The organism is Aureimonas ureilytica DSM 18598 = NBRC 106430, assembly GCF_000382705.1.
Taxonomy (GTDB): domain Bacteria; phylum Pseudomonadota; class Alphaproteobacteria; order Rhizobiales; family Rhizobiaceae; genus Aureimonas; species Aureimonas ureilytica.
In genome coordinates, this window is record NZ_ARQE01000002.1 from 134,963 (window position 1) to 153,022 (window position 18,060).

15 protein-coding genes are annotated in these 18,060 nt (G+C 65.0%); 8 read left to right on the forward strand and 7 right to left on the reverse strand.

The annotated features are described in order from the left end of the window. Nucleotides 1-85: 85 nt before the first annotated feature. The 8 genes from B146_RS0104475 (at nucleotide 86) to hflX (ending at nucleotide 10,640) form a co-directional block, all read left to right on the forward strand. Nucleotides 86-1,153: a tRNA dihydrouridine synthase gene (locus tag B146_RS0104475; RefSeq protein ID WP_019995220.1), complete on the forward strand. Its 1,068-nt coding sequence runs from the start codon at nucleotides 86-88 to the stop codon at nucleotides 1,151-1,153. Between the two features lie 3 nt (nucleotides 1,154-1,156). After that, the gene (locus tag B146_RS0104480) at nucleotides 1,157-2,302 is read left to right on the forward strand and encodes a two-component system sensor histidine kinase NtrB (protein ID WP_019995221.1); all 1,146 of its coding nucleotides are present in this window, start codon (nucleotides 1,157-1,159) and stop codon (nucleotides 2,300-2,302) included. Continuing rightward, nucleotides 2,302-3,750, forward strand: coding sequence for a nitrogen regulation protein NR(I) (gene ntrC / locus B146_RS0104485; RefSeq protein ID WP_019995222.1), 1,449 nt, complete (start codon nucleotides 2,302-2,304; stop codon nucleotides 3,748-3,750). The genes B146_RS0104480 and ntrC overlap by 1 nt, the downstream gene beginning before the upstream one ends. Before the next feature lie 72 nt (nucleotides 3,751-3,822). Then, entirely contained in the window at nucleotides 3,823-6,075 is a 2,253-nt protein-coding gene (locus tag B146_RS0104490; protein WP_019995223.1) for a HAMP domain-containing histidine kinase, read from the forward strand. Continuing rightward, entirely contained in the window at nucleotides 6,075-7,436 is a 1,362-nt protein-coding gene (gene ntrX, locus B146_RS0104495; RefSeq protein WP_019995224.1) for a nitrogen assimilation response regulator NtrX, read from the forward strand. The genes B146_RS0104490 and ntrX overlap by 1 nt, the downstream gene beginning before the upstream one ends. A gap of 21 nt (nucleotides 7,437-7,457) precedes the next feature. Further along, a complete protein-coding gene (trkA, locus tag B146_RS0104500; protein ID WP_019995225.1) occupies nucleotides 7,458-8,834 on the forward strand; it encodes a Trk system potassium transporter TrkA in 1,377 nt (458 codons plus the stop codon). 180 nt (nucleotides 8,835-9,014) lie between these two features. Beyond that, on the forward strand, nucleotides 9,015-9,260 hold the full coding sequence (gene hfq, locus B146_RS0104505) for an RNA chaperone Hfq (RefSeq protein ID WP_019995226.1): 246 nt from the start codon (nucleotides 9,015-9,017) through the stop codon (nucleotides 9,258-9,260). Between the two features lie 39 nt (nucleotides 9,261-9,299). Continuing rightward, on the forward strand, nucleotides 9,300-10,640 hold the full coding sequence (gene hflX / locus B146_RS0104510) for a GTPase HflX (protein ID WP_040408285.1): 1,341 nt from the start codon (nucleotides 9,300-9,302) through the stop codon (nucleotides 10,638-10,640). A 60-nt stretch (nucleotides 10,641-10,700) separates the two neighbouring features. Here the strand turns inward: hflX and mazG are convergent, their stop codons facing one another. From mazG to B146_RS0104545, 7 genes are all read right to left on the reverse strand, one after another. Next, nucleotides 10,701-11,570 (reverse strand): nucleoside triphosphate pyrophosphohydrolase, encoded by an 870-nt coding sequence (mazG, locus tag B146_RS0104515; RefSeq protein WP_019995228.1) that lies wholly within the window; start codon nucleotides 11,568-11,570, stop codon nucleotides 10,701-10,703. 271 nt (nucleotides 11,571-11,841) lie between these two features. Next, on the reverse strand, nucleotides 11,842-12,651 hold the full coding sequence (locus B146_RS0104520; RefSeq protein WP_019995229.1) for an MBL fold metallo-hydrolase: 810 nt from the start codon (nucleotides 12,649-12,651) through the stop codon (nucleotides 11,842-11,844). Nucleotides 12,652-12,661: 10 nt separating this feature from the next. Next, nucleotides 12,662-13,459 carry a TatD family hydrolase gene (locus tag B146_RS0104525; protein ID WP_019995230.1) on the reverse strand — a complete coding sequence of 266 codons (798 nt, stop codon included), beginning with the start codon at nucleotides 13,457-13,459 and terminating at the stop codon, nucleotides 12,662-12,664. Continuing rightward, on the reverse strand, nucleotides 13,459-15,006 hold the full coding sequence (gene metG / locus B146_RS0104530; protein ID WP_019995231.1) for a methionine--tRNA ligase: 1,548 nt from the start codon (nucleotides 15,004-15,006) through the stop codon (nucleotides 13,459-13,461). Before metG ends, B146_RS0104525 begins: the two co-directional genes overlap by 1 nt. 86 nt (nucleotides 15,007-15,092) lie before the next feature. Next, nucleotides 15,093-16,142 carry a DNA polymerase III subunit delta' gene (locus B146_RS0104535; RefSeq protein ID WP_019995232.1) on the reverse strand — a complete coding sequence of 350 codons (1,050 nt, stop codon included), beginning with the start codon at nucleotides 16,140-16,142 and terminating at the stop codon, nucleotides 15,093-15,095. After that, nucleotides 16,139-16,840 (reverse strand): dTMP kinase, encoded by a 702-nt coding sequence (gene tmk / locus B146_RS0104540; RefSeq protein WP_019995233.1) that lies wholly within the window; start codon nucleotides 16,838-16,840, stop codon nucleotides 16,139-16,141. The genes B146_RS0104535 and tmk overlap by 4 nt, the downstream gene beginning before the upstream one ends. Beyond that, nucleotides 16,837-18,006 carry a D-alanyl-D-alanine carboxypeptidase family protein gene (locus B146_RS0104545; RefSeq protein WP_019995234.1) on the reverse strand — a complete coding sequence of 390 codons (1,170 nt, stop codon included), beginning with the start codon at nucleotides 18,004-18,006 and terminating at the stop codon, nucleotides 16,837-16,839. The genes tmk and B146_RS0104545 overlap by 4 nt, the downstream gene beginning before the upstream one ends. Nucleotides 18,007-18,060 lie beyond the last annotated feature (54 nt).

Sequence of the window (18,060 nt, forward strand, 5' to 3'; positions counted from 1 at the left end):
TGCATACGTGCAGTGCAACATTATCGGATCGATCCGCCCACCATATGCTTGTCTTTTGTGCATGCCCGGATATGGTACAGCGATCATGGTCGAAAACGCGCCAAACGCATCACGTGCCGATATTCCGGGCGATTCGATCCCGCCTCATCCGCTCGCGGACTTGGCGGGAGGCGCGTCTGCGGACCTGCGCGTCGTGCTCGCTCCGCTTTCGGGCATCACCGATGTTCCGTTCCGCAGCCTCGTCCGCTCCTTCGGAACGCGGCTCGTGTTCTCCGAAATGGTGGCGAGCGGCGAACTGGTAAGGGGTGATCGCGAAAGCCGCCTGCGCTCGGCAGCCGATGGGGCGGGTGTTCATGCCGTGCAGCTCGCCGGCCGGGAAGCGGAGGCGATGCGACAGGCCGCGCGTGTCGTGGCCGAGGACGGCGCCGATCTCATCGACATCAACATGGGCTGCCCCGCCAAGAAGGTTGTGGGCGGCGCGTCCGGCTCCGCCCTGATGCGCGACCTCGACCATGCCGAACGGCTGATCGAGGCGACGCTCGAAGGGGCAGGTGGCGTCCCAGTCAGTTTGAAGATGCGGCTCGGATGGGACCGCTCGACGATGAACGCCCCGGAGCTCGCTCGGCGAGCCGAGCGGGCCGGCATCGTCTGGGTCACCGTCCATGGACGGACCCGCGATCAGTTCTACGAGGGCGAGGCGGACTGGCAGGCCATCCGCGCCGTGAAGGAGGCCGTGACGCTGCCCGTCGTCGCCAATGGCGATCTCGTCGCGCGCGACCAGCATTCGGCCATTCTGGCAAAGAGCGGGGCGGACGCGGTGATGATCGGGCGCGGCGCCTGTGGCCGGCCGTGGTTTCCCGCCCTCGTGGCCGGGACGGCGCCAGCCGACCTTCCGCGACGCTCCTTCGAAGCGCTCGTGTCGGCGCATTACGACGCGATGCTCAAGCATTACGGCATCGGCCCCGGCCTTCGTCACGCGCGCAAGCATCTTGGCTGGTATCTCGAACGCGCGTCGGTTTCGCCGCAGGCGCGCGCGGACCTCCTTCGCGAGAACAGCCATGAGCGCGTCGCAGCCGGCCTGCGAACCCTTCTTTCCGGCATCACGATCGGTGATGTCGATCCCGAACTGCAGCCTTTGCGGAAAGCGGCCTGACCCATGACTTCCGGCGCCGACCACCCCATCTCGAGCAGCGAGATGGGCATCCTCAACGCCCTTCCGCATCCGGTCTTCGTGCTGGGTCCCGAGAACGGATTCGTGTTGGTGAACTCCGATGCCGAACAGTTCTTCTCGGCCAGCGCGGCGAGCCTGTCGCGACGCAATCTCGGCCATTTCATTCCCCATGACAGCCCGATCTTCGGCTTGATCGAGCAGGTGCGCCGGCACGATTCGCGGATCAGCGAGTATCGTGTGGACGTGTCGTCGCCGCGGCTCGGCGGCGAGCGGCTGGTGGATGTCTATGTGTCGAGCCTGGGAGAAACGCCCGGCCATGTCGTGGTCATGGTCCAGCTGCGCTCGATCGCCGACAAGATGGACCGGCAGCTGACGCATCGCTCGGCGGCGCGGACCGTGACGGGCCTTGCCGCGATGCTCGCGCACGAAATCCGCAACCCGCTGTCGGGCATCAAGGGCGCCGCGCAGCTTCTGGAAGCCTCGGCGAACGACGATGACCGCGTTCTGACCCGGCTGATCCAGGAAGAAAGCGACCGGATCGTCAAGCTGGTGGACCGGATGGAGGTCTTCTCCGATCAGCGCCCGATCGAGCGCTCGGCGGTCAACATCCACTCCGTTCTGGAGCATGTGAAGACGCTGGCCAAGAGCGGCTTCGCGCGGGGCATCCGCATTCAGGAAACCTACGATCCCTCGCTTCCGTCGGTTTATGCGAACCGGGATCAGCTCATCCAGGTCTTCATCAATCTCCTGAAGAACGCGAGCGAGGCCTTGGCGGGCCGGGAGAACGCCGAGATCCATCTCTCGACGGCGTTCCGGCCGGGTGTTCGCCTGTCGGTGCCCGGCACCAAGTCGCGCGTGACGCTGCCGCTCGAATTCATCGTGGAGGACAACGGCGTCGGCGTGCCGCAGGACATCCGCGAGCACATTTTCGACCCGTTCGTGACGACCAAGCCGAGCGGCACGGGCCTCGGGCTCGCGCTCGTCGCCAAGATCGTCGGCGACCACGGCGGAGTCATCGAGTGCGAATCCCAACCGGGCCGCACGAGCTTTCGAATCCTCATGCCCGCCTGGGCCGACCCGGGCAGCTTTGACACCTCGACCTCTCGGAATACGGGAAAGCGGACGCGATAATGGCATCTTCCCAAATCCTCGTTGCCGACGACGACGCCGCGATCCGGACGGTTCTCTCGCAGGCCCTGATGCGCGCGGGCTTCGAAGTGCGCGTGACCTCGAACATCGCGACGCTCTGGCGCTGGGTCAGCGCCGGTGACGGCGATCTCGTCATCACCGACGTCCTGATGCCGGACGGCAGCGTCTTCGACACGCTGCCCAAGATGAAGAACACGCGGCCCGACCTGCCGATCATCGTCATGAGCGCGCAGAACACGTTCATGACGGCGATCAAGGCGTCGGAGAAGGGCGCCTACGACTACATTCCCAAACCCTTCGATCTGACCGAACTCATCTCGATCGTGCGGCGCGCCCTGGCCGAGCCGAAGAACGCGATGCGGCTCGCCAAGGCCGACGAGAATGGCGAGACCATTCCGCTCGTCGGTCGCTCGCCGGCCATGCAGGAAATCTACCGCGCGCTGGCGCGCATGATGCAGACCGACCTCACCGTGACGATCACGGGCGAGTCGGGCACGGGCAAGGAGCTGGTTGCCCGCGCGCTGCACGATTACGGCCGCCGTCGCAAAGGCCCGTTCGTCGCCATCAACATGGCGGCGATCCCGCGTGATCTCATCGAATCCGAGCTCTTCGGCCATGAGAAGGGCGCTTTCACGGGCGCGCAAACGCGCACGAGCGGGCGGTTCGAACAGGCCGAGGGCGGCACGCTGTTTCTGGACGAGATCGGCGACATGCCGATGGAAGCGCAGACCCGCCTTCTGCGCGTGCTTCAGCAGGGCGAATACACGGTGGTCGGCGGGCGCACGGCGATCGCGACGGACGTTCGCATCGTCGCGGCGACCAACAAGGATCTGCGCCAGCTGATCCAGCGCGGACTGTTCCGCGAGGACCTGTTCTACCGGCTGAACGTCGTGCCGCTTCGCCTGCCGCCGCTGCGCGAGCGCATCGAGGATCTGGCCGACCTGACGCAGCATTTCTTCGCGATGGTCCAGAAGGAGGGCCTGTCGCGCAAGACGCTGACGCCGGGGGCGCTCGACGTGATGCGGCGCTATTCCTGGCCCGGCAACGTGCGCGAGCTCGAAAACCTCGTGCGGCGTCTGTCGGCACTTTATCCGCAGGACGAGATCACGGCCGAGTTGATCGAGCACGAGCTCGCCAACGATCACGCCAAGTCGCCGGGCGGTGACGGGGACTCCGGCAAGCCGATCGATCTCTCGGCCGCCGTGGAAAAGTACCTAGCCGACTACTTCTCCTCCTATGGCAACGACCTGCCACCGCCGGGACTTCATGGGCGCATCCTGCGGGAAGTGGAATATCCCCTGATCGCGGCCGCGCTTGCCGCCACGCGCGGCAATCAGGTAAAAGCGGCCGATCTTCTTGGCGTGAACAGAAACACGCTTCGCAAGAAAATCCGCGATCTCGACATTTCGATCGTTCGGTCCATCCGTTAAGATTCGAACAATAGTCGTTGTATTTCCGCCACATTGTGTTGCAATCGTGTCACTTTCGTATAGGGTAGTGGCATGATGGCGGCTTACACGATCCCGAATGAGGCAGAAGCGCCGGCGCTGGGCGAGCGACGGCGCTTCATGCTGATTCCCGGCATTCTGGCGGTCGCCGGGGCGCTGATCACCGGCGCGATCTCCTTCGTCGTCCTGATGGGACTGACCTCGATCGCGCCCACCGATACGGTCGTGCGCATCGCGTCGCTGGTGAACGGCGTCTTCGTTCTTCTGCTCTGCGGGCTGATCGGGCGCGAAGTGCTGCGCATGACGCGCGCCCGGCGAACGGGCAAGGCCGCCTCGCGCCTTCATGTGCGCATCGTCATCCTGTTTTCGATCGTCGCTGCCATTCCGGCGCTTCTGGTGGCCATCGTCGCCGGCATCACGCTCGATCTCGGGCTCGATCGCTGGTTCGAGATTCGCACGCGAACGATCGTCGAGTCCTCCACCAGCGTCGCCCGGGCCTATGTCAACGAGAACGCGCGCAACCTGCAGGGTTCGACGCTGTCCATGGCGTATGATCTCGGGGCACAGCGCCAGCTTTTCGACCTCGACCGATCGGGTTTCGCCGCGCTGATGACGGAACAGGCGAGGGGGCGTTCGCTTCTCGGGGCGCAGCTTCTGCGCGCCGACGGCACGCCGTTCCTGCGCGCCGACATCCCGGTCGAGCGGCCGCTTCCGGTGCCGCCCGCCGACGCGCTGGAACAGGCAGCACAGGGCAATCTCGTCTTCATTCCGCCGGGGGTGACCAATCTGGTCGGCGCGGTGACGAAGCTCCGCGGCTTCGGCGACGTCTATCTCTACACGGTCCGGGTCGTGGACCCCGACGTCATCGCCGCGCTTCGCCTCATGGAAGACCGCACGGCGGAATATTCGGGCCTGGAGAAGAACCGCTTCAATCTCCAGATCGCCTTTGCGCTTCTTTATCTCGGCATCACGCTGATCGTTCTCCTGTCCGCGATCTGGACCGGCATCGGTGTGGCGGATCGGCTCGTGCGACCGATCCGGCTCCTGATCGGGGCGGCGGACGAGGTCAGCGAAGGCAATCTCGACGTCTCGGTTCCGGTCCGCACGTCGGACGGCGATGTCGGCTCGCTCTCCAACACGTTCAACAACATGATCCGTCAGCTTCGCAGCCAGCGGCGTGAGCTGGTGAGCGCCAAGGACGTGATCGACGAGCGTCGTCGCTTCACCGAAGCGGTGCTTTCGGGCGTCACCGCCGGCGTCATGGGCGTCGATGTCGACGGCTCGATCAGCATGTTGAACCCATCCGCCGAGCGCATTCTTGGAACCAGCTCCGCCGAGGCCGTCGGCGATCCGCTGGCCGCGCATTTCCCGCTGATCGGGGAGGTCTACGAGGCCGCCAAGCACTCGCGCCATCGCGAGCACCAGGAGCAGATCAAGCTGCGGGCGCGCGATCGCGAGAGGGTGCTGACCATTCGCGTCACCTCCGAGGAAAGCGGCGAAGGGCACCAGCGCAGCGTCATCACGATCGACGACATCACCGATCTCGTGGATGCGCAGCGCTCCTCCGCCTGGGCCGATGTCGCGCGCCGCATCGCACACGAGATCAAGAACCCGCTGACCCCGATCCAGCTGTCGGCCGAGCGCATCCGCCGCCGTTACGGGAAGACGATCGAGGGCGATCGCGAGGTCTTCGATCGCTGCATCGACACGATCATCCGGCAGGTCTCGGATATCGGCCGCATGGTGGACGAGTTCTCCACCTTCGCGCGCATGCCCAAACCCAAGCTCGAGGACAAGGACCTGCGCGAAGCGCTTCGCGAGGCGGTCTTCATGCGCGAGATGGGTGAACACGGAATCCAGTTCGAGACGCAGTTCGGCGACGCGCCGCTTCTCGGCTCCTTCGACGTGCGACTTCTGTCGCAGGCCTTCGGCAATCTCGTGAAGAACGCCGTGGAAGCGATGGAAACGCTGGAGAACCACGAGGGCCGGATCGCGATTCGCGCCAAGCCGGGGCTCGACACGCATGTCATCGAGATCGAAGACAACGGAAAAGGCTTCCCGACGGAGAATCGCGATCGCCTGCTCGAGCCCTATATGACGACGCGCGAAAAGGGCACGGGCCTCGGCCTGGCGATCGTTCGCAAGATCATCGAGGAGCACGGCGGCACGATCGAACTCGACGATCGGCCGGACGGACAGGCCGGCGCGCTCGTGCGCATCCGGCTTCCGGCCTCCAGCCACCCGCATCAAACCGACCGGTCCATCGACGCTGGTCATCTATCCAATCAGACGAATGGTGAACACTGATGGCATCGGACATCCTGGTCGTCGATGACGAGGCCGATATCCGGGAACTCGTGGCCGGTCTCCTCGAAGACGAGGGACACGAGACGCGAACGGCCAGCAATTCGGACATGGCGTTGCAGGCGATCGCCGACCGCGCGCCCCGGCTGATCTTTCTGGACATCTGGCTGCAGGGCAGCCGGCTGGACGGGCTCGACCTCCTGGACGCGATCAAGGCCCAGCATCCGGAGATCCCGGTGGTCATGATCTCCGGCCACGGCAATATCGAGACCGCCGTCTCGGCCATCCGGCGCGGCGCCTACGACTATATCGAGAAGCCCTTCAAGGCCGACCGGTTGGTGCTGATCGCCGAGCGCGCGCTCGAAACCTCGAAGCTGAAGCGCGAGATCATCGAGCTGCGTCGCCGCTCGTCGGACTCGCCCGAGCTCATCGGCAAGTCGCAGCCGATGAACCAGCTGCGCCAGACGATCGAGCGCGTCGCGCCGACCAACAGCCGCATCATGATCCTCGGTCCTTCGGGCTCGGGGAAGGAAATGGTGGCGCGCGCCATCCACGGCGCCAGCGCCCGCGCCAAGGGACCGTTCGTCGTCCTGAACGCGGCGGCGATCACGCCCGAGCGGATGGAGATCGAGCTGTTCGGCACGGACACGCCGCCGGGCGTCGAGCGCAAGATCGGCGCGCTCGAGGAAGCCCATGGCGGCGTTCTCTATCTCGACGAGATCGGCGACATGCCGCGCGAGACGCAGAACAAGATCCTGCGCGTCCTGACCGACCAGACCTTCGAGCGCGTCGGCGGCACGAAGAAGGTGAAGGTCGACGTCCGCATCATCTCCTCGACCGCGCAGAACCTCGAATCGCTCATCGCCGAAGGCTCGTTCCGCGAGGACCTGTTCCATCGTCTGGCCGTGGTGCCGATCATGGTCCCGCCGCTGGCGGACCGCCGGGCGGACATTCCGCTCCTGATCGAAACCTTCATGAAGCAGATCGGCGAGCAGACCGGCATCAAGCCCAAAGCCCTCAGCCCCGAGGCGCTCGCCGTGCTTCAGTCGAGCGACTGGCCCGGCAACATCCGTCAGCTGCGCAACAATATCGAGCGCCTGATGATCCTGTCGCGGCAGGACGACGCAGAGCACATCTCGGCAGACATGCTGCCGCGCGAGGTCAGCGACATGCTTCCGCGCACGCCGAGCCAGTCCGACGGGCGCATTCTGGCGCTGCCGCTGCGCGATGCCCGTGAGGTGTTCGAGAAGGAATATCTCGTCGCGCAGATCAACCGCTTCGGCGGCAACATCTCGCGCACGGCGGAGTTCGTCGGCATGGAGCGCTCCGCCTTGCATCGCAAGCTCAAGTCTCTCGGCATCTGACGGCCGAGCGAAAGGAGCACCGTGCGGATCGTCATTTGCGGGGCCGGACAGGTCGGCTACGGCATTGCCGAGCGCCTGGCGGCCGAACAGAACGACGTGTCGGTGATCGACACGTCACCCGTGCTCGTCAATGCGCTGCGCGAGCGCATCGACGCGCGCGGCATCGTCGGCCACGGCGCCTATCCCGAGGTGCTGGCCGAAGCGGGCGCCGCCGAGGCGGACATGCTGATTGCCGTGACCTTGCACGACGAGGTCAACATGATGGCCTGTCAGGTCGCGCATTCGATCTTCAACGTGCCGCTGAAGATCGCTCGCGTGCGCGCGCAATCCTATCTGCAGCCGCATTGGCAGACGCTGTTCTCGACCGATCAACTGCCGATCGACGTCGTGATTTCGCCGGAGATCGAAGTCGCGGAAATGGTCATGCGCCGAATCGCGCTGCCCGGCGCGGTGGATTCGGTCCGCTTCTCCAGCGGCACGATTGCGCTTCTCGCCATCGAGTGCCGCGAGGAATGCCCGATCCTCAACATGCCGCTCGGCCAGCTCTCCGCCCTGTTCCCAGACCTCGGCGCGACGGTCGTCGGCATTTTCCGCGACGAGGACCTGTTCATTCCCAATTCGGCCGACCAGCTCTATGCGAACGACCTCGCCTATGTCGTCGTGGAGCAGGTGAATGTCAGCCGGACGCTGGTTCTCTTCGGGCACGAAGAGCCGGAGGCCGGGCGCATCGTGATCGCCGGCGGCGGCAATGTCGGTCTCGCCGTCGCGCGCTCCATGGAGCGGCAGAAGACGTCCAAGCGGCTCCGCGTCATCGAGGCCGACGGGCTGAAGGCGCACAAGCTCGCCGACGAGCTTCGGCGCACGACGGTCATCAATGGCAGCGCGCTCGATCCGTCGATCTTGAAGGAAGCCGATATCGGCGACGCCGATCTGATGGTTGCCCTGACCAACGACGATCAGGTCAACATCCTGTCGAGCGCGCTCGCAAAACGCCTCGGCGCGAAATCGAACCTCGTTCTCCTGAACGGGCGCACCTATCACGAGCTGTCGCGCAGCTTCGGGGTGGATTCGGTGATCGATCCGAAATCCGTCACCATCTCTCGCGTGCTCCAGCACGTGCGCCGTGGGCGCATTCGCGCGGTTCATTCGGTTCAGAACGGCGTGGCGGAAGTGATCGAGGTGGAGGCGTTGGACACCTCTCCCTTGGTCGGCCGTCCCTTGCACGAATTGAACCTGCCGGACGGCCTGCGCATCGGCGCCATCTCCCGGAACGGCATCTTCATTCGCCCGAACGCGCAGACCCGCATCCAGGCGAAGGATCATGTCGTCATCTTCGTGCGTTCGAGCGCCGTGCGGCAGGTCGAGCAGTTCTTCCGGGTCAGCCTGGAGTTCTTTTGACCGGTTAATCCTCGATCGCGACGATTTCGATTGGGCCGGTCCCGTCATCGGCTTGAAACGAATCGAAGGAATGGTCGAAATAGGCCGAGGGAGCAGACCGGAACGCCTCCTTCGAACCAAAACAAGCACGTCCCGGCGCATCAACGCTTCGGGCAAGCCAAGAAGAGTGACGAACCGCCCATGGCCGACCGCCTTCCCAATCTGCAGGACCTGTTTCTCAACACGGTCCGCAAGCAGAAGATTTCCCTGACGATTTTTCTCGTGAACGGCGTCAAGCTGACGGGCGTCGTCACCTCGTTCGACAATTTTTGCGTGCTTCTTCGGCGCGATGGCCACTCGCAACTTGTCTATAAGCACGCCATATCCACCATCATGCCGTCGCAACCGGTCAACATGAACGACGGCGAAGAAGGCGGGAAGGTCTGATTGACTGAACACGACAAGGCGTCCGGCTCGAAAGGGCCGATCGAACACAAACAGGTCGCGACCAGGGCAGGGGTCTTCGTCCCAGTGCTGCGCGAGCGCACGCGCCCGGACGAGGGAAGCGACCTCATCCGCCGCGCCGACGAGGATCGGCTGATCGAGGCCGAAGGTCTGGGCGCGGCGATCGACCTTCATGTCGTCGCCAAGGGCATCATTCCGGTTTCCAAGCCGCAGCCGGCGACCCTGATCGGCTCCGGCAAGGTCGAGGAATTGAAGGGCCTCGTCGCGGCGGAAGAGATCGGTCTCGTCATCATCGACCATCCTCTGACGCCCGTTCAGCAGCGCAACCTCGAAAAGGAGCTGAACGCCAAGGTTCTCGACCGCACCGGCCTGATCCTCGAAATCTTCGGACGCCGCGCGCGCACGAAGGAAGGGCGGCTTCAGGTCGAGCTCGCGCACTTGAACTACCAGCGCGGCCGTCTCGTTCGAAGCTGGACGCACCTGGAGCGCCAGCGCGGCGGCGCCGGCTTCCTCGGCGGTCCGGGCGAAACGCAGATCGAGGCGGATCGTCGTCAGCTTCAGGACAAGATCAAGCGTCTGGAAAAGGAGCTGGAGCAGGTCCGCAAGACCCGCACGCTCCATCGCGCCAAGCGCAAGAAGACTCCGCATCCGGTGATCGCGCTCGTCGGCTACACGAATGCCGGCAAGTCGACACTGTTCAACAAGGTCACGGGCGCCGACGTCCTCGCCAAGGACCTGCTGTTTGCGACGCTCGACCCGACGCTCCGCCGGATCACGCTGCCGCACGGAACGGAAGTGATCATGTCCGACACGGTCGGCTTCATCTCCGACCTGCCGACGCATCTCGTGGCGGCGTTCCGCGCGACGCTGGAAGAGGTGATCGAGGCCGACATCATCCTGCATGTGCGGGACATGTCCGACCCCGACAGCCTCGCCCAGTCGGCCGACGTGAACAAGATCCTGAAGGATCTCGACGTCGACGTGGACGACCCCGACCATGTGATCGAGGTCTGGAACAAGATCGATCGTCTGGACGAATCGGCGCGCGCGCATCTCGCACAGACGGCCGCGTCGAACGGGAAGGGGCCTTCGATCCATCTGGCCTCCGCCCTGACAGGCGAAGGCGTGGATGGGCTTCTCGCCGAGATCGAACGCAGGATTGCCGGCAAGGCGGAAGTCCTGGAACTCGACGTTCCGTCCGACAGCATGAACGTGCTGCCCTGGGTCTACGAGAACTCGATCGTCCGGGCTCGCGAGGACCTCGAGGACGGCGGCGTCCATCTGGTTCTGGACGTGACCCGGCAAGCGCGGTCCGATCTTCAGCGCCTGGGCTCGCGCTATCCGAACCTCCGGATCGAATAGATCGTTTTGTGCTGACAGAAACGGCCGCCGCATCGACGGCGGCCGGATCTCGTTTCTCGTCTATTCTGGCTGAGATCGGCCGGACAGCTTGGCGCGCACCCAGAGCGCTTCAAGCTCGTCCAGTGACCGTCCGGCCAGTTCGCGGCCGTCCTTTTCCGCTTCGCCCTCCATCAGCCGGAAGCGCTCACGGAACTTGCCGATCGTTCCGCGCAGGGCGGTGTCGGGATCAATCTCGAAGCGGCGACCAAGATTGACGAGGGTGAACAGGAGATCACCCAATTCGTCGCGCCGTTCCTCTGCAGTGGCCGCAGCTTCGAACTCGGCCGTCTCTTCCTTCAGCTTCTCGATGATGGGTTCGGGCTCGGTCCAGTCGAATCCGACCACCGCCGCTTTCTCCTGCAGCTTTCGCGCCTGGGTCAGCGACGGCAAGGCACCCGGCACGGTATCCAAAAGACTGCCGGAGGTCTCGGCGCGCACCGCCCATTCGACGGCCGCCGATCCAGCGTCGACGGGCGTATCGAGCCGCTTCTGGCGCGCTTCGGCCCGCTCGCGCTTTTCGTCGGCCTTGATGCGCTCCCAATGTCCCTTGGCCGAGCGCGCGCTGCGCGCCGACGCGTCGCCGAACACATGCGGATGGCGCCGGATCATCTTGCGCGTGATACCTTCGACGACGTCCTCGAAGGTGAAAAGCCCGGCCTCGGCGGCCAGCTGGCTGAAATAGACCACCTGCAACAGGAGGTCGCCCAGCTCTTCCTTCAGGTCGTCGGGATCGCGCCGCTCGATTGCGTCCACGACCTCGAACGTCTCTTCGATCGTATAGGGCACGATCGTGTCGAAGCTCTGCTCGATGTCCCAAGGGCAGCCGGTGGCCGGGTCCCGAAGCGCGCGCATGATCTCGACCAGGCGCTGGGTGTCTCGCGAGGGCTGCATTCCAAACTCCGTCCAGCAGGGCAAGCGTCTGGTTCCTGACGGCCTCTGTCGGAGCGGTCAAGGGATGACGCCGTGCCGGCGTTCGACCGCGCCTTGAAAGGATGATGTCCGCGAACGGTAGGCGAGAGGCATCAACCTCGTACGCCGTGCCTGCTCGAACTAATACTCATAATATGGATTATGGAACATGCTTAGAGACGCTGGATATGCTCACGCTAACGCACTGACGCTGATTGGGGGAATGGCGTTGATGGACGCCGACGTCGGACGATCAGTCGAGGTCGAACTCGATCCGCATCCCGTCATAGGCCGGCGCAATATGCGCGGGCAGCGATTGGCGGAGCGTCTGATAGTCCAGCGGCGTGTGCATATGCGTCAGGATCGCGGTCGGCACGCGCAGGCGTTCGATCCAGGCCAGCGCCTGATCCAGCGAGAGATGGCTCGGATGGCGGCGATATTGCAGAGCGTCGATGACGAGAAGCGTCGATCCCTCGATCGCCTCCTGCGCGGCCGACGGAAAGTCGCTCACATCGCTGCAATAGGAGATCGGCCCGATCCGAAACCCGAGCGACAGGATCGAACCGTGTTCCTGCTCGAAGGGTGTGACGTCGATCGCGCCCCCCTTGCCCTCGATCCGGATGGGCTGGAGCGGCGTCAGGGGGTGCCGCTGGACGATGGGCGGATAGGAACTGCCGGCGGGTGTCTGAAAGCAATAGCCGAACGCCTCCCGGAGACGCTCGAAGGTCGGATCGTCCGCGTAGAGATCGATCTGCCGGCCGCTTTCTAGAAAGAAGCCGCGGATGTCGTCGAGCCCGTGGAAATGATCGGCATGCGGATGCGTGACCAGAACCGCGTCGAGGTGCCGGACCTTCTCGCGCAGCATCTGCTCGCGGAAATCCGGCCCGCAGTCGATCACCACGACCGTGCGGCCTTCCGGACCGATCCGCTCGACCATGGCGGCGCAGCGGCCGCGCCGATTTCGAGGCTCGTTCGGATCGCAGGCGCCCCAATCTCCGGTGATGCGCGGCGTTCCTGGCGAACTGCCGCATCCCAGAATCGTCAGGCGCAGGCGATCGGTCACAGAGCCTCCATCAGCCGCGCTCGACGGAAACGCGGTTGAACAGCCTCAGGAAGTTCTCGGTGGTGGCCGCTGCGATCGTGTCGAGATCGGTGTCCTTGACCTTCGCGAGAACCTCCGCCGTGTGACGAACGAAAGCCGGCTCGTTCCGCTTGCCGCGATGCGGCGGCGGAGCGAGATACGGCGCATCGGTCTCGACCAGCAGGCGCTCCATCGGCGTGTCGCGCGCGATCGCGCGGATCTCTTCCGACTTGTTGAAGGTCAGAATGCCGGAGAACGAGACATAGCCGCCGAGCTCCAGTCCGGCCTCCGCCAGGCGTCGGCCGGACGAGAAGCAATGGAGCACGAAGGGAAAGGCGCCGCGCTTCGTCTCCTCGGTCAGGATCGCTTCCATGTCCGCATCGGCGTCTCGCGCATGGATCACGAGCGGGAGGCCGGTTTCGCGGGCCGCCTCGATATGGCGCACGAAGACCGCCCGCTGCATCTCTGGCGGCGCGCGGTCGTAGAAATAGTCCAACCCCGCCTCGCCGATCGCCACGATCTTGGGATGCTGGCTGAGGCGGATGAGGTCTTCGGTCGGAACGTCTGGCTCGGCGGACACGCTGAGAGGATGCGTGCCGACGGAGGCGAAGACCTGCTGATAACGCTCGGTCAGCGCCAGAAGCGTCGGCAGCCGCGACACATAGGTCGAGATCGTCATCATCAACCCGACGCCGTTCTCGCCGGCGCGCGCGACGATTTCGTCCCGCTCCGGTTCGAACTCGGCAAAGTCGAGATGGCAATGGCTATCGACCAGATAGGGCCGTGCCATCACGCCGCTCCCGAATCCGCCTCGACGAAGCGCGGGAAGACGCCAGTGGGTGCCGGGAGAACGTGGTTCGCGAGAAGCACCGTACCCTGATCGAGCGCGGAGAAACTGCGCTCTTCCACGCCGACGCCGAGAAGGTCGAGGAGCTTGCCGCAGGAGTCCGGCATGACCGGTTGCAGGAGGATCGCGACGCGGCGCACGACTTCCGCCGTCACATAGAGAACGGTGCCCATGCGAGCCGGATCGGTCTTGCGCAGGACCCACGGTTCCTGAGCCGCGAAATAGCGGTTCGTTTCCGAAACCGTCGCGACCACTGTGGCGAGGAACGCGTGGAGCTCCTGGCGGTCGATCGCCGCGCGGCACTGCTGGAGAAGCTGGCCGCTCTGGTCGAGAATCGCATGATCCGCCTCGGTGAACTCGCCCGGCTCGGGCACCCTGCCCTCGCAGTTCTTCGCGATCATCGACAGCGAGCGCTGCGCCAGATTGCCGAGATCGTTGGCGAGCTCGGAATTCATGCGAGCGACGATCGCCTCGTGCGAATAATTGCCGTCCTGGCCGAACGGCACTTCGCGCAGGAGGAAGTAGCGGAACGGGTCGAGGCCGTAGGTGTCCACGAGCGCGATCGGATCGATCACGTTGCCGACCGACTTCGACATTTTCTCACCACGGTTGAACAGGAACCCGTGGACGAAGATGCGCTTGGGGAGATCGATGCCGGCCGACATCAGGAAGGCCGGCCAGTACACCGCATGGAAGCGCACGATGTCCTTGCCGATCACGTGAAGATCGGCCGGCCAGAAGCGGCTTCGCTCGCCGGCTTCGGGATAGCCCGTCGCGGTCAGGTAATTGGTGAGCGCGTCCACCCAGACATACATGACGTGGCGCTCGTCGCCTGGGACCGGAATGCCCCAGTCGAACGTCGTTCGCGAGATCGACAGATCGCGCAGTCCCGACTTCACGAAGGACACGATCTCGTTGCGGCGTTCGGTCGGCGCGATGAAGTCCGGATTCGCGTCGTAATGCGCGAGCAGCCGCTCGCCGAAATTGGAGAGGCGGAAGAAATAGCTTTCCTCCTCGACCCATTCGACCGGCGTGCCCTGCGGGCCCAAACGCTTGCCGTCGTCGGTGAGGCGCGTCTCGTCCTCGGCGTAATAGGCCTCGTCCCGCACCGAGTACCACCCGGCATAGGAGCTTTTGTAGATGTCGCCGGCCTCCACCATCCGCTGCCAGATCGCCTGGCTCGCCTTGCGATGGCGCTCTTCCGTGGTGCGGATGAAGTCGTCGTTGGAGCTTCCGACGCGGCGGCCCATCTCCTGGAATTCGCCGGAATTACGCGAGGCCAGTTCGATCGGTTCGATCCCGAGGTTTCGGGCCGTCTGGAGCATCTTGATGCCGTGCTCGTCGGTTCCGGTCAGGAACAGGACGTCATACCCATCGAGGCGCTTAAAACGGGCGATCGTGTCGGTCGCGATCAGCTCGTAGGCGTGCCCGATATGCGGGCGACCGTTGGGGTAGGAGATCGCGGTGGTCAGATAGAAGGTCTCAGCCATATCGATCGTCCTGCCTACGGGAATCGGTCAACTCAGGCCGGAATAGCTCATCCTGGGGCCACCCTCAACAAAGCGATCGCAATCCCTTAGCGGTTCTTCGCCCGCACATCCGCAAGGCCGGATGCGAAGGTGACAAGGGTCTGCTTGCGATCGAGGTTGAAGGCGGCCGCTTCCGCCCATCGCGCGGCCTCGCTGCGCCAGAATTCGGCGAGCGCGCTGGCGAGCTTGAGGTTTCCCGCCGACAAGGCCGTCTTGGCCTCGCGCGACAGTCGATCGAAGAGCCCGTCCCGCACCAGCCCCCAGGCTTCCTCGCGTCCCTTCACGGACAGGGCGTCGGCGACGGAATGGACATGCCGCCAATCCGTGCGCGTGGCGTCGTAGAGCCGATCCACTTCCTGCGCGATCTCCAGCCCGCCGGAAATCATCTGGTGGAAGGCGGTGCGCAAACTGCCGCCGGAGAGTTTCGCCGCCGCAACGACCGAAGCGGCGTCTTCCCCAGGCAGGCTCCCGGCCAGCCCGCGCGCGACGTCTTCGTCCGAAAGCGGCGCGAAGCGGAGCGTGCGGGCGCGCGAGCGAATGGTGGGCAGAAGCCGACCAGGCATGTGGTTCACGATCAGGAAGATCGAGCGCTCGGGCGGCTCTTCGAGAATCTTCAAAAGCGCATTGGCCGCGTTGCGGTTCATGTCGTCGGCCGGGTCGATCAGGGCGACGCGCCAGTTTGCGGCCGCCGTGCTTCGAAAGAAATGGTTCAGACGGCGGATTTCGTCGACTGTGATCTGCGTGCGAAACCCCTCGCCACGGTCGGCCGGCGGGCGCCTTATATGCAGGAAGTTCGGATGGCTCCCTTGCGCGATCTGACGCACCACCGCGTGCTCGGCGCGAAACGCGGGCTCACCTCCGTTCGACGCGTCGAGCACCTCTTCGCCGCCGATCAGCCGCCGCGCGAAGGCAAAGGCCGTGGTGGCCTTGCCGACGCCCTCCGGCCCCTGAAAAAGCCAGGCATGATGGAGCCGCCCCGCGCGAAGCGCGTCGGTCAGTTCCGCCCATTCGGAGCCACGACCGATCAGATCCAGCCGTTCGGCCGGCGTCGGAATCCCCTCGATGTCGTCGTGGCCGGGGACGACCGTCACCGTCATGCCACGTCGCCCTTGGCTTCGGTGTCCTCCTCCGAAGAACTGGCGATCCGTTCGAGGACAGCCGCGCGAATGTCGGCTTCCACGGTTTCCGCGTCCCGGTTGGCGTCGATCACCACGCATCGTTCGGGTTCGCGTGCCGCGATCTGCAGGAAGGCCGCACGCCGTTGCTCGTGGAGCGTCTTGGGCTCGCTTTCGAAACGGTCGGCCAGTGCATCCCCTCGGCGTAGACTGGCGCGTCGCAGGCCCACTTCGGCTGGTATGTCGAGAATGACGGTCAGGTCGGGCGCGACGCCTTCCAGCGTCGCGGCTTCCATCACGGCCAGCGCCTCGGGCGCGACGCCGCCGACACTGCCCTGATAGACCCGCGTCGAATCGTGAAAGCGATCGCACAGCACGACCTCACCCCGCCGAAGCGCCGGCAGGATCACGCCTTCGATATGGTCCCGGCGACCGGCCGCAAACAGCAGGGCCTCGGTCTCGGCGCCCAGATCCTTCGCGCGGCCGGACAAAAGGATTTCGCGCAGCGCGTCGGCAGCGGGCGTTCCCCCGGGCTCGCGCGTCAGGCAGACCATGTGGCCTCGCTCGCGCAGAGTGGCGGCGAGCTTGGCGATCTGGGTCGTCTTGCCGCTGCCTTCGCCCCCTTCGAACGTGGCGAAGAAGCCGCGTTTCAGCCCGCGCGAGCGCGACGGCGATGTCATAGGTTGCGTATCCATCCGAACGCCAATTCCTGAACCGCACCTAGCGCCCGCGCCGCGAACGTGCCTTCGGGAACGTCTTCGCCCACGAAAACGTCCCGCTGCAAGGCGGGCTTGCCCTCGATCGTGACCTCCATGGTCCCGATGCGCGTGCCCTTCGTGAGCGGCGCCCGCAAGGGGCCGTCATACCGAAGCGTCGCCGACACGAGATCGGTGCGCTTGCGCGGAACGTAGAGATCGACCGGCCCGTCTACAACGGCCGAAACCTCACCGATCGTTCCGCCGAAGACCTGCGCGCGGCCGACCGCCTGTCCCGAGGCGAAGATCGTGCGGCGCTCGAAATTGGCGTTCGCCCAATCGAACAGGCGCACGGTCTCCTTGACCCGCGCGGCGTCGCTCTCGAAGCCGAACAAGGACAGGATCGTCTGCCGTCCGTCCTTTCCGATCAGGCCGACGATCGAGTAGCCCTCGCCCTCAGCGAAGCCCGTCGCCAATCCGCCGGCGCCGATACCCAGCCGAAGCAGCGGGTTGCGATTGCGTTGCAGGATGCGATTCCATTCGAAGTCCGGTTCGGCGTAGAGCGCGACGCGTTCGGGATAGGCGCGGACGACGTGGCGACCGAGAACGGCCATATCGTGCGCGCTCGTCCGCTGCCCCTCCTCCGGCAGGCCGGTCGCGTTGACGAAGCGCGAGCGGGTCAGCCCGAGCGCGCTCGCCCGTTCGTTCATGCGCTCGGCGAAGGCGCGCTCCGAGCCGTCCATCCCCTCGGCGAGGATGATAGCGGCGTCGTTCGCGTTCTGGATCACCAACCCCTTGAGGAGCGCATCGACCGGCACGCTCGAGCGCACCGACGCGAACATCGTGGCGGTGCGCGAAGGCGCGCCGCCCGTCCGCCAGGCATTGTCACTGACCGGAAAGGTCTGCTCCGGGCTCAGGCTGCCCTTTACGAGCGCGTCGAGCACGATGTCGGCGGTCATCAGCTTGGCGAGCGAAGCTGGCGCGAAAGTCTGATCGCCGTTCTTTTCCAGAAGAACGCTGCCCGTCTCGACATCCATCACATAGGCGCTGCGAGCGGCCGTCTCCGTGAAGAACGGCGCGTCCTGTCCCTGTGCCAGCGCGGAGGACGGCAGAAGCGCAAAGGCCAGCCCCGCGAAGGCGCGAAGACCCATGACACGACGGCGCGAAGCGGACGCGCGATCCATCCGACGAAAAAGGAATTGCAG

What these genes read in the sequence shown, in the direction of transcription:
- B146_RS0104475 (WP_019995220.1), top strand. Translation starts at nt 86, where the DNA reads ATGGTCGAAAACGCGCCAAACGCATCACGTGCCGATATTCCGGGCGAT.
- B146_RS0104480 (WP_019995221.1), top strand. Translation starts at nt 1,157, where the DNA reads ATGACTTCCGGCGCCGACCACCCCATCTCGAGCAGCGAGATGGGCATC.
- ntrC (WP_019995222.1), top strand. Translation starts at nt 2,302, where the DNA reads ATGGCATCTTCCCAAATCCTCGTTGCCGACGACGACGCCGCGATCCGG.
- B146_RS0104490 (WP_019995223.1), top strand. Translation starts at nt 3,823, where the DNA reads ATGATGGCGGCTTACACGATCCCGAATGAGGCAGAAGCGCCGGCGCTG.
- ntrX (WP_019995224.1), top strand. Translation starts at nt 6,075, where the DNA reads ATGGCATCGGACATCCTGGTCGTCGATGACGAGGCCGATATCCGGGAA.
- hfq (WP_019995226.1), top strand. Translation starts at nt 9,015, where the DNA reads ATGGCCGACCGCCTTCCCAATCTGCAGGACCTGTTTCTCAACACGGTC.
- mazG (WP_019995228.1), bottom strand. Translation starts at nt 11,570, where the DNA reads ATGCAGCCCTCGCGAGACACCCAGCGCCTGGTCGAGATCATGCGCGCG.
- B146_RS0104525 (WP_019995230.1), bottom strand. Translation starts at nt 13,459, where the DNA reads ATGGCACGGCCCTATCTGGTCGATAGCCATTGCCATCTCGACTTTGCC.
- metG (WP_019995231.1), bottom strand. Translation starts at nt 15,006, where the DNA reads ATGGCTGAGACCTTCTATCTGACCACCGCGATCTCCTACCCCAACGGT.
- B146_RS0104535 (WP_019995232.1), bottom strand. Translation starts at nt 16,142, where the DNA reads ATGACGGTGACGGTCGTCCCCGGCCACGACGACATCGAGGGGATTCCG.
- tmk (WP_019995233.1), bottom strand. Translation starts at nt 16,840, where the DNA reads ATGACATCGCCGTCGCGCTCGCGCGGGCTGAAACGCGGCTTCTTCGCC.
- B146_RS0104545 (WP_019995234.1), bottom strand. Translation starts at nt 18,006, where the DNA reads ATGGGTCTTCGCGCCTTCGCGGGGCTGGCCTTTGCGCTTCTGCCGTCC.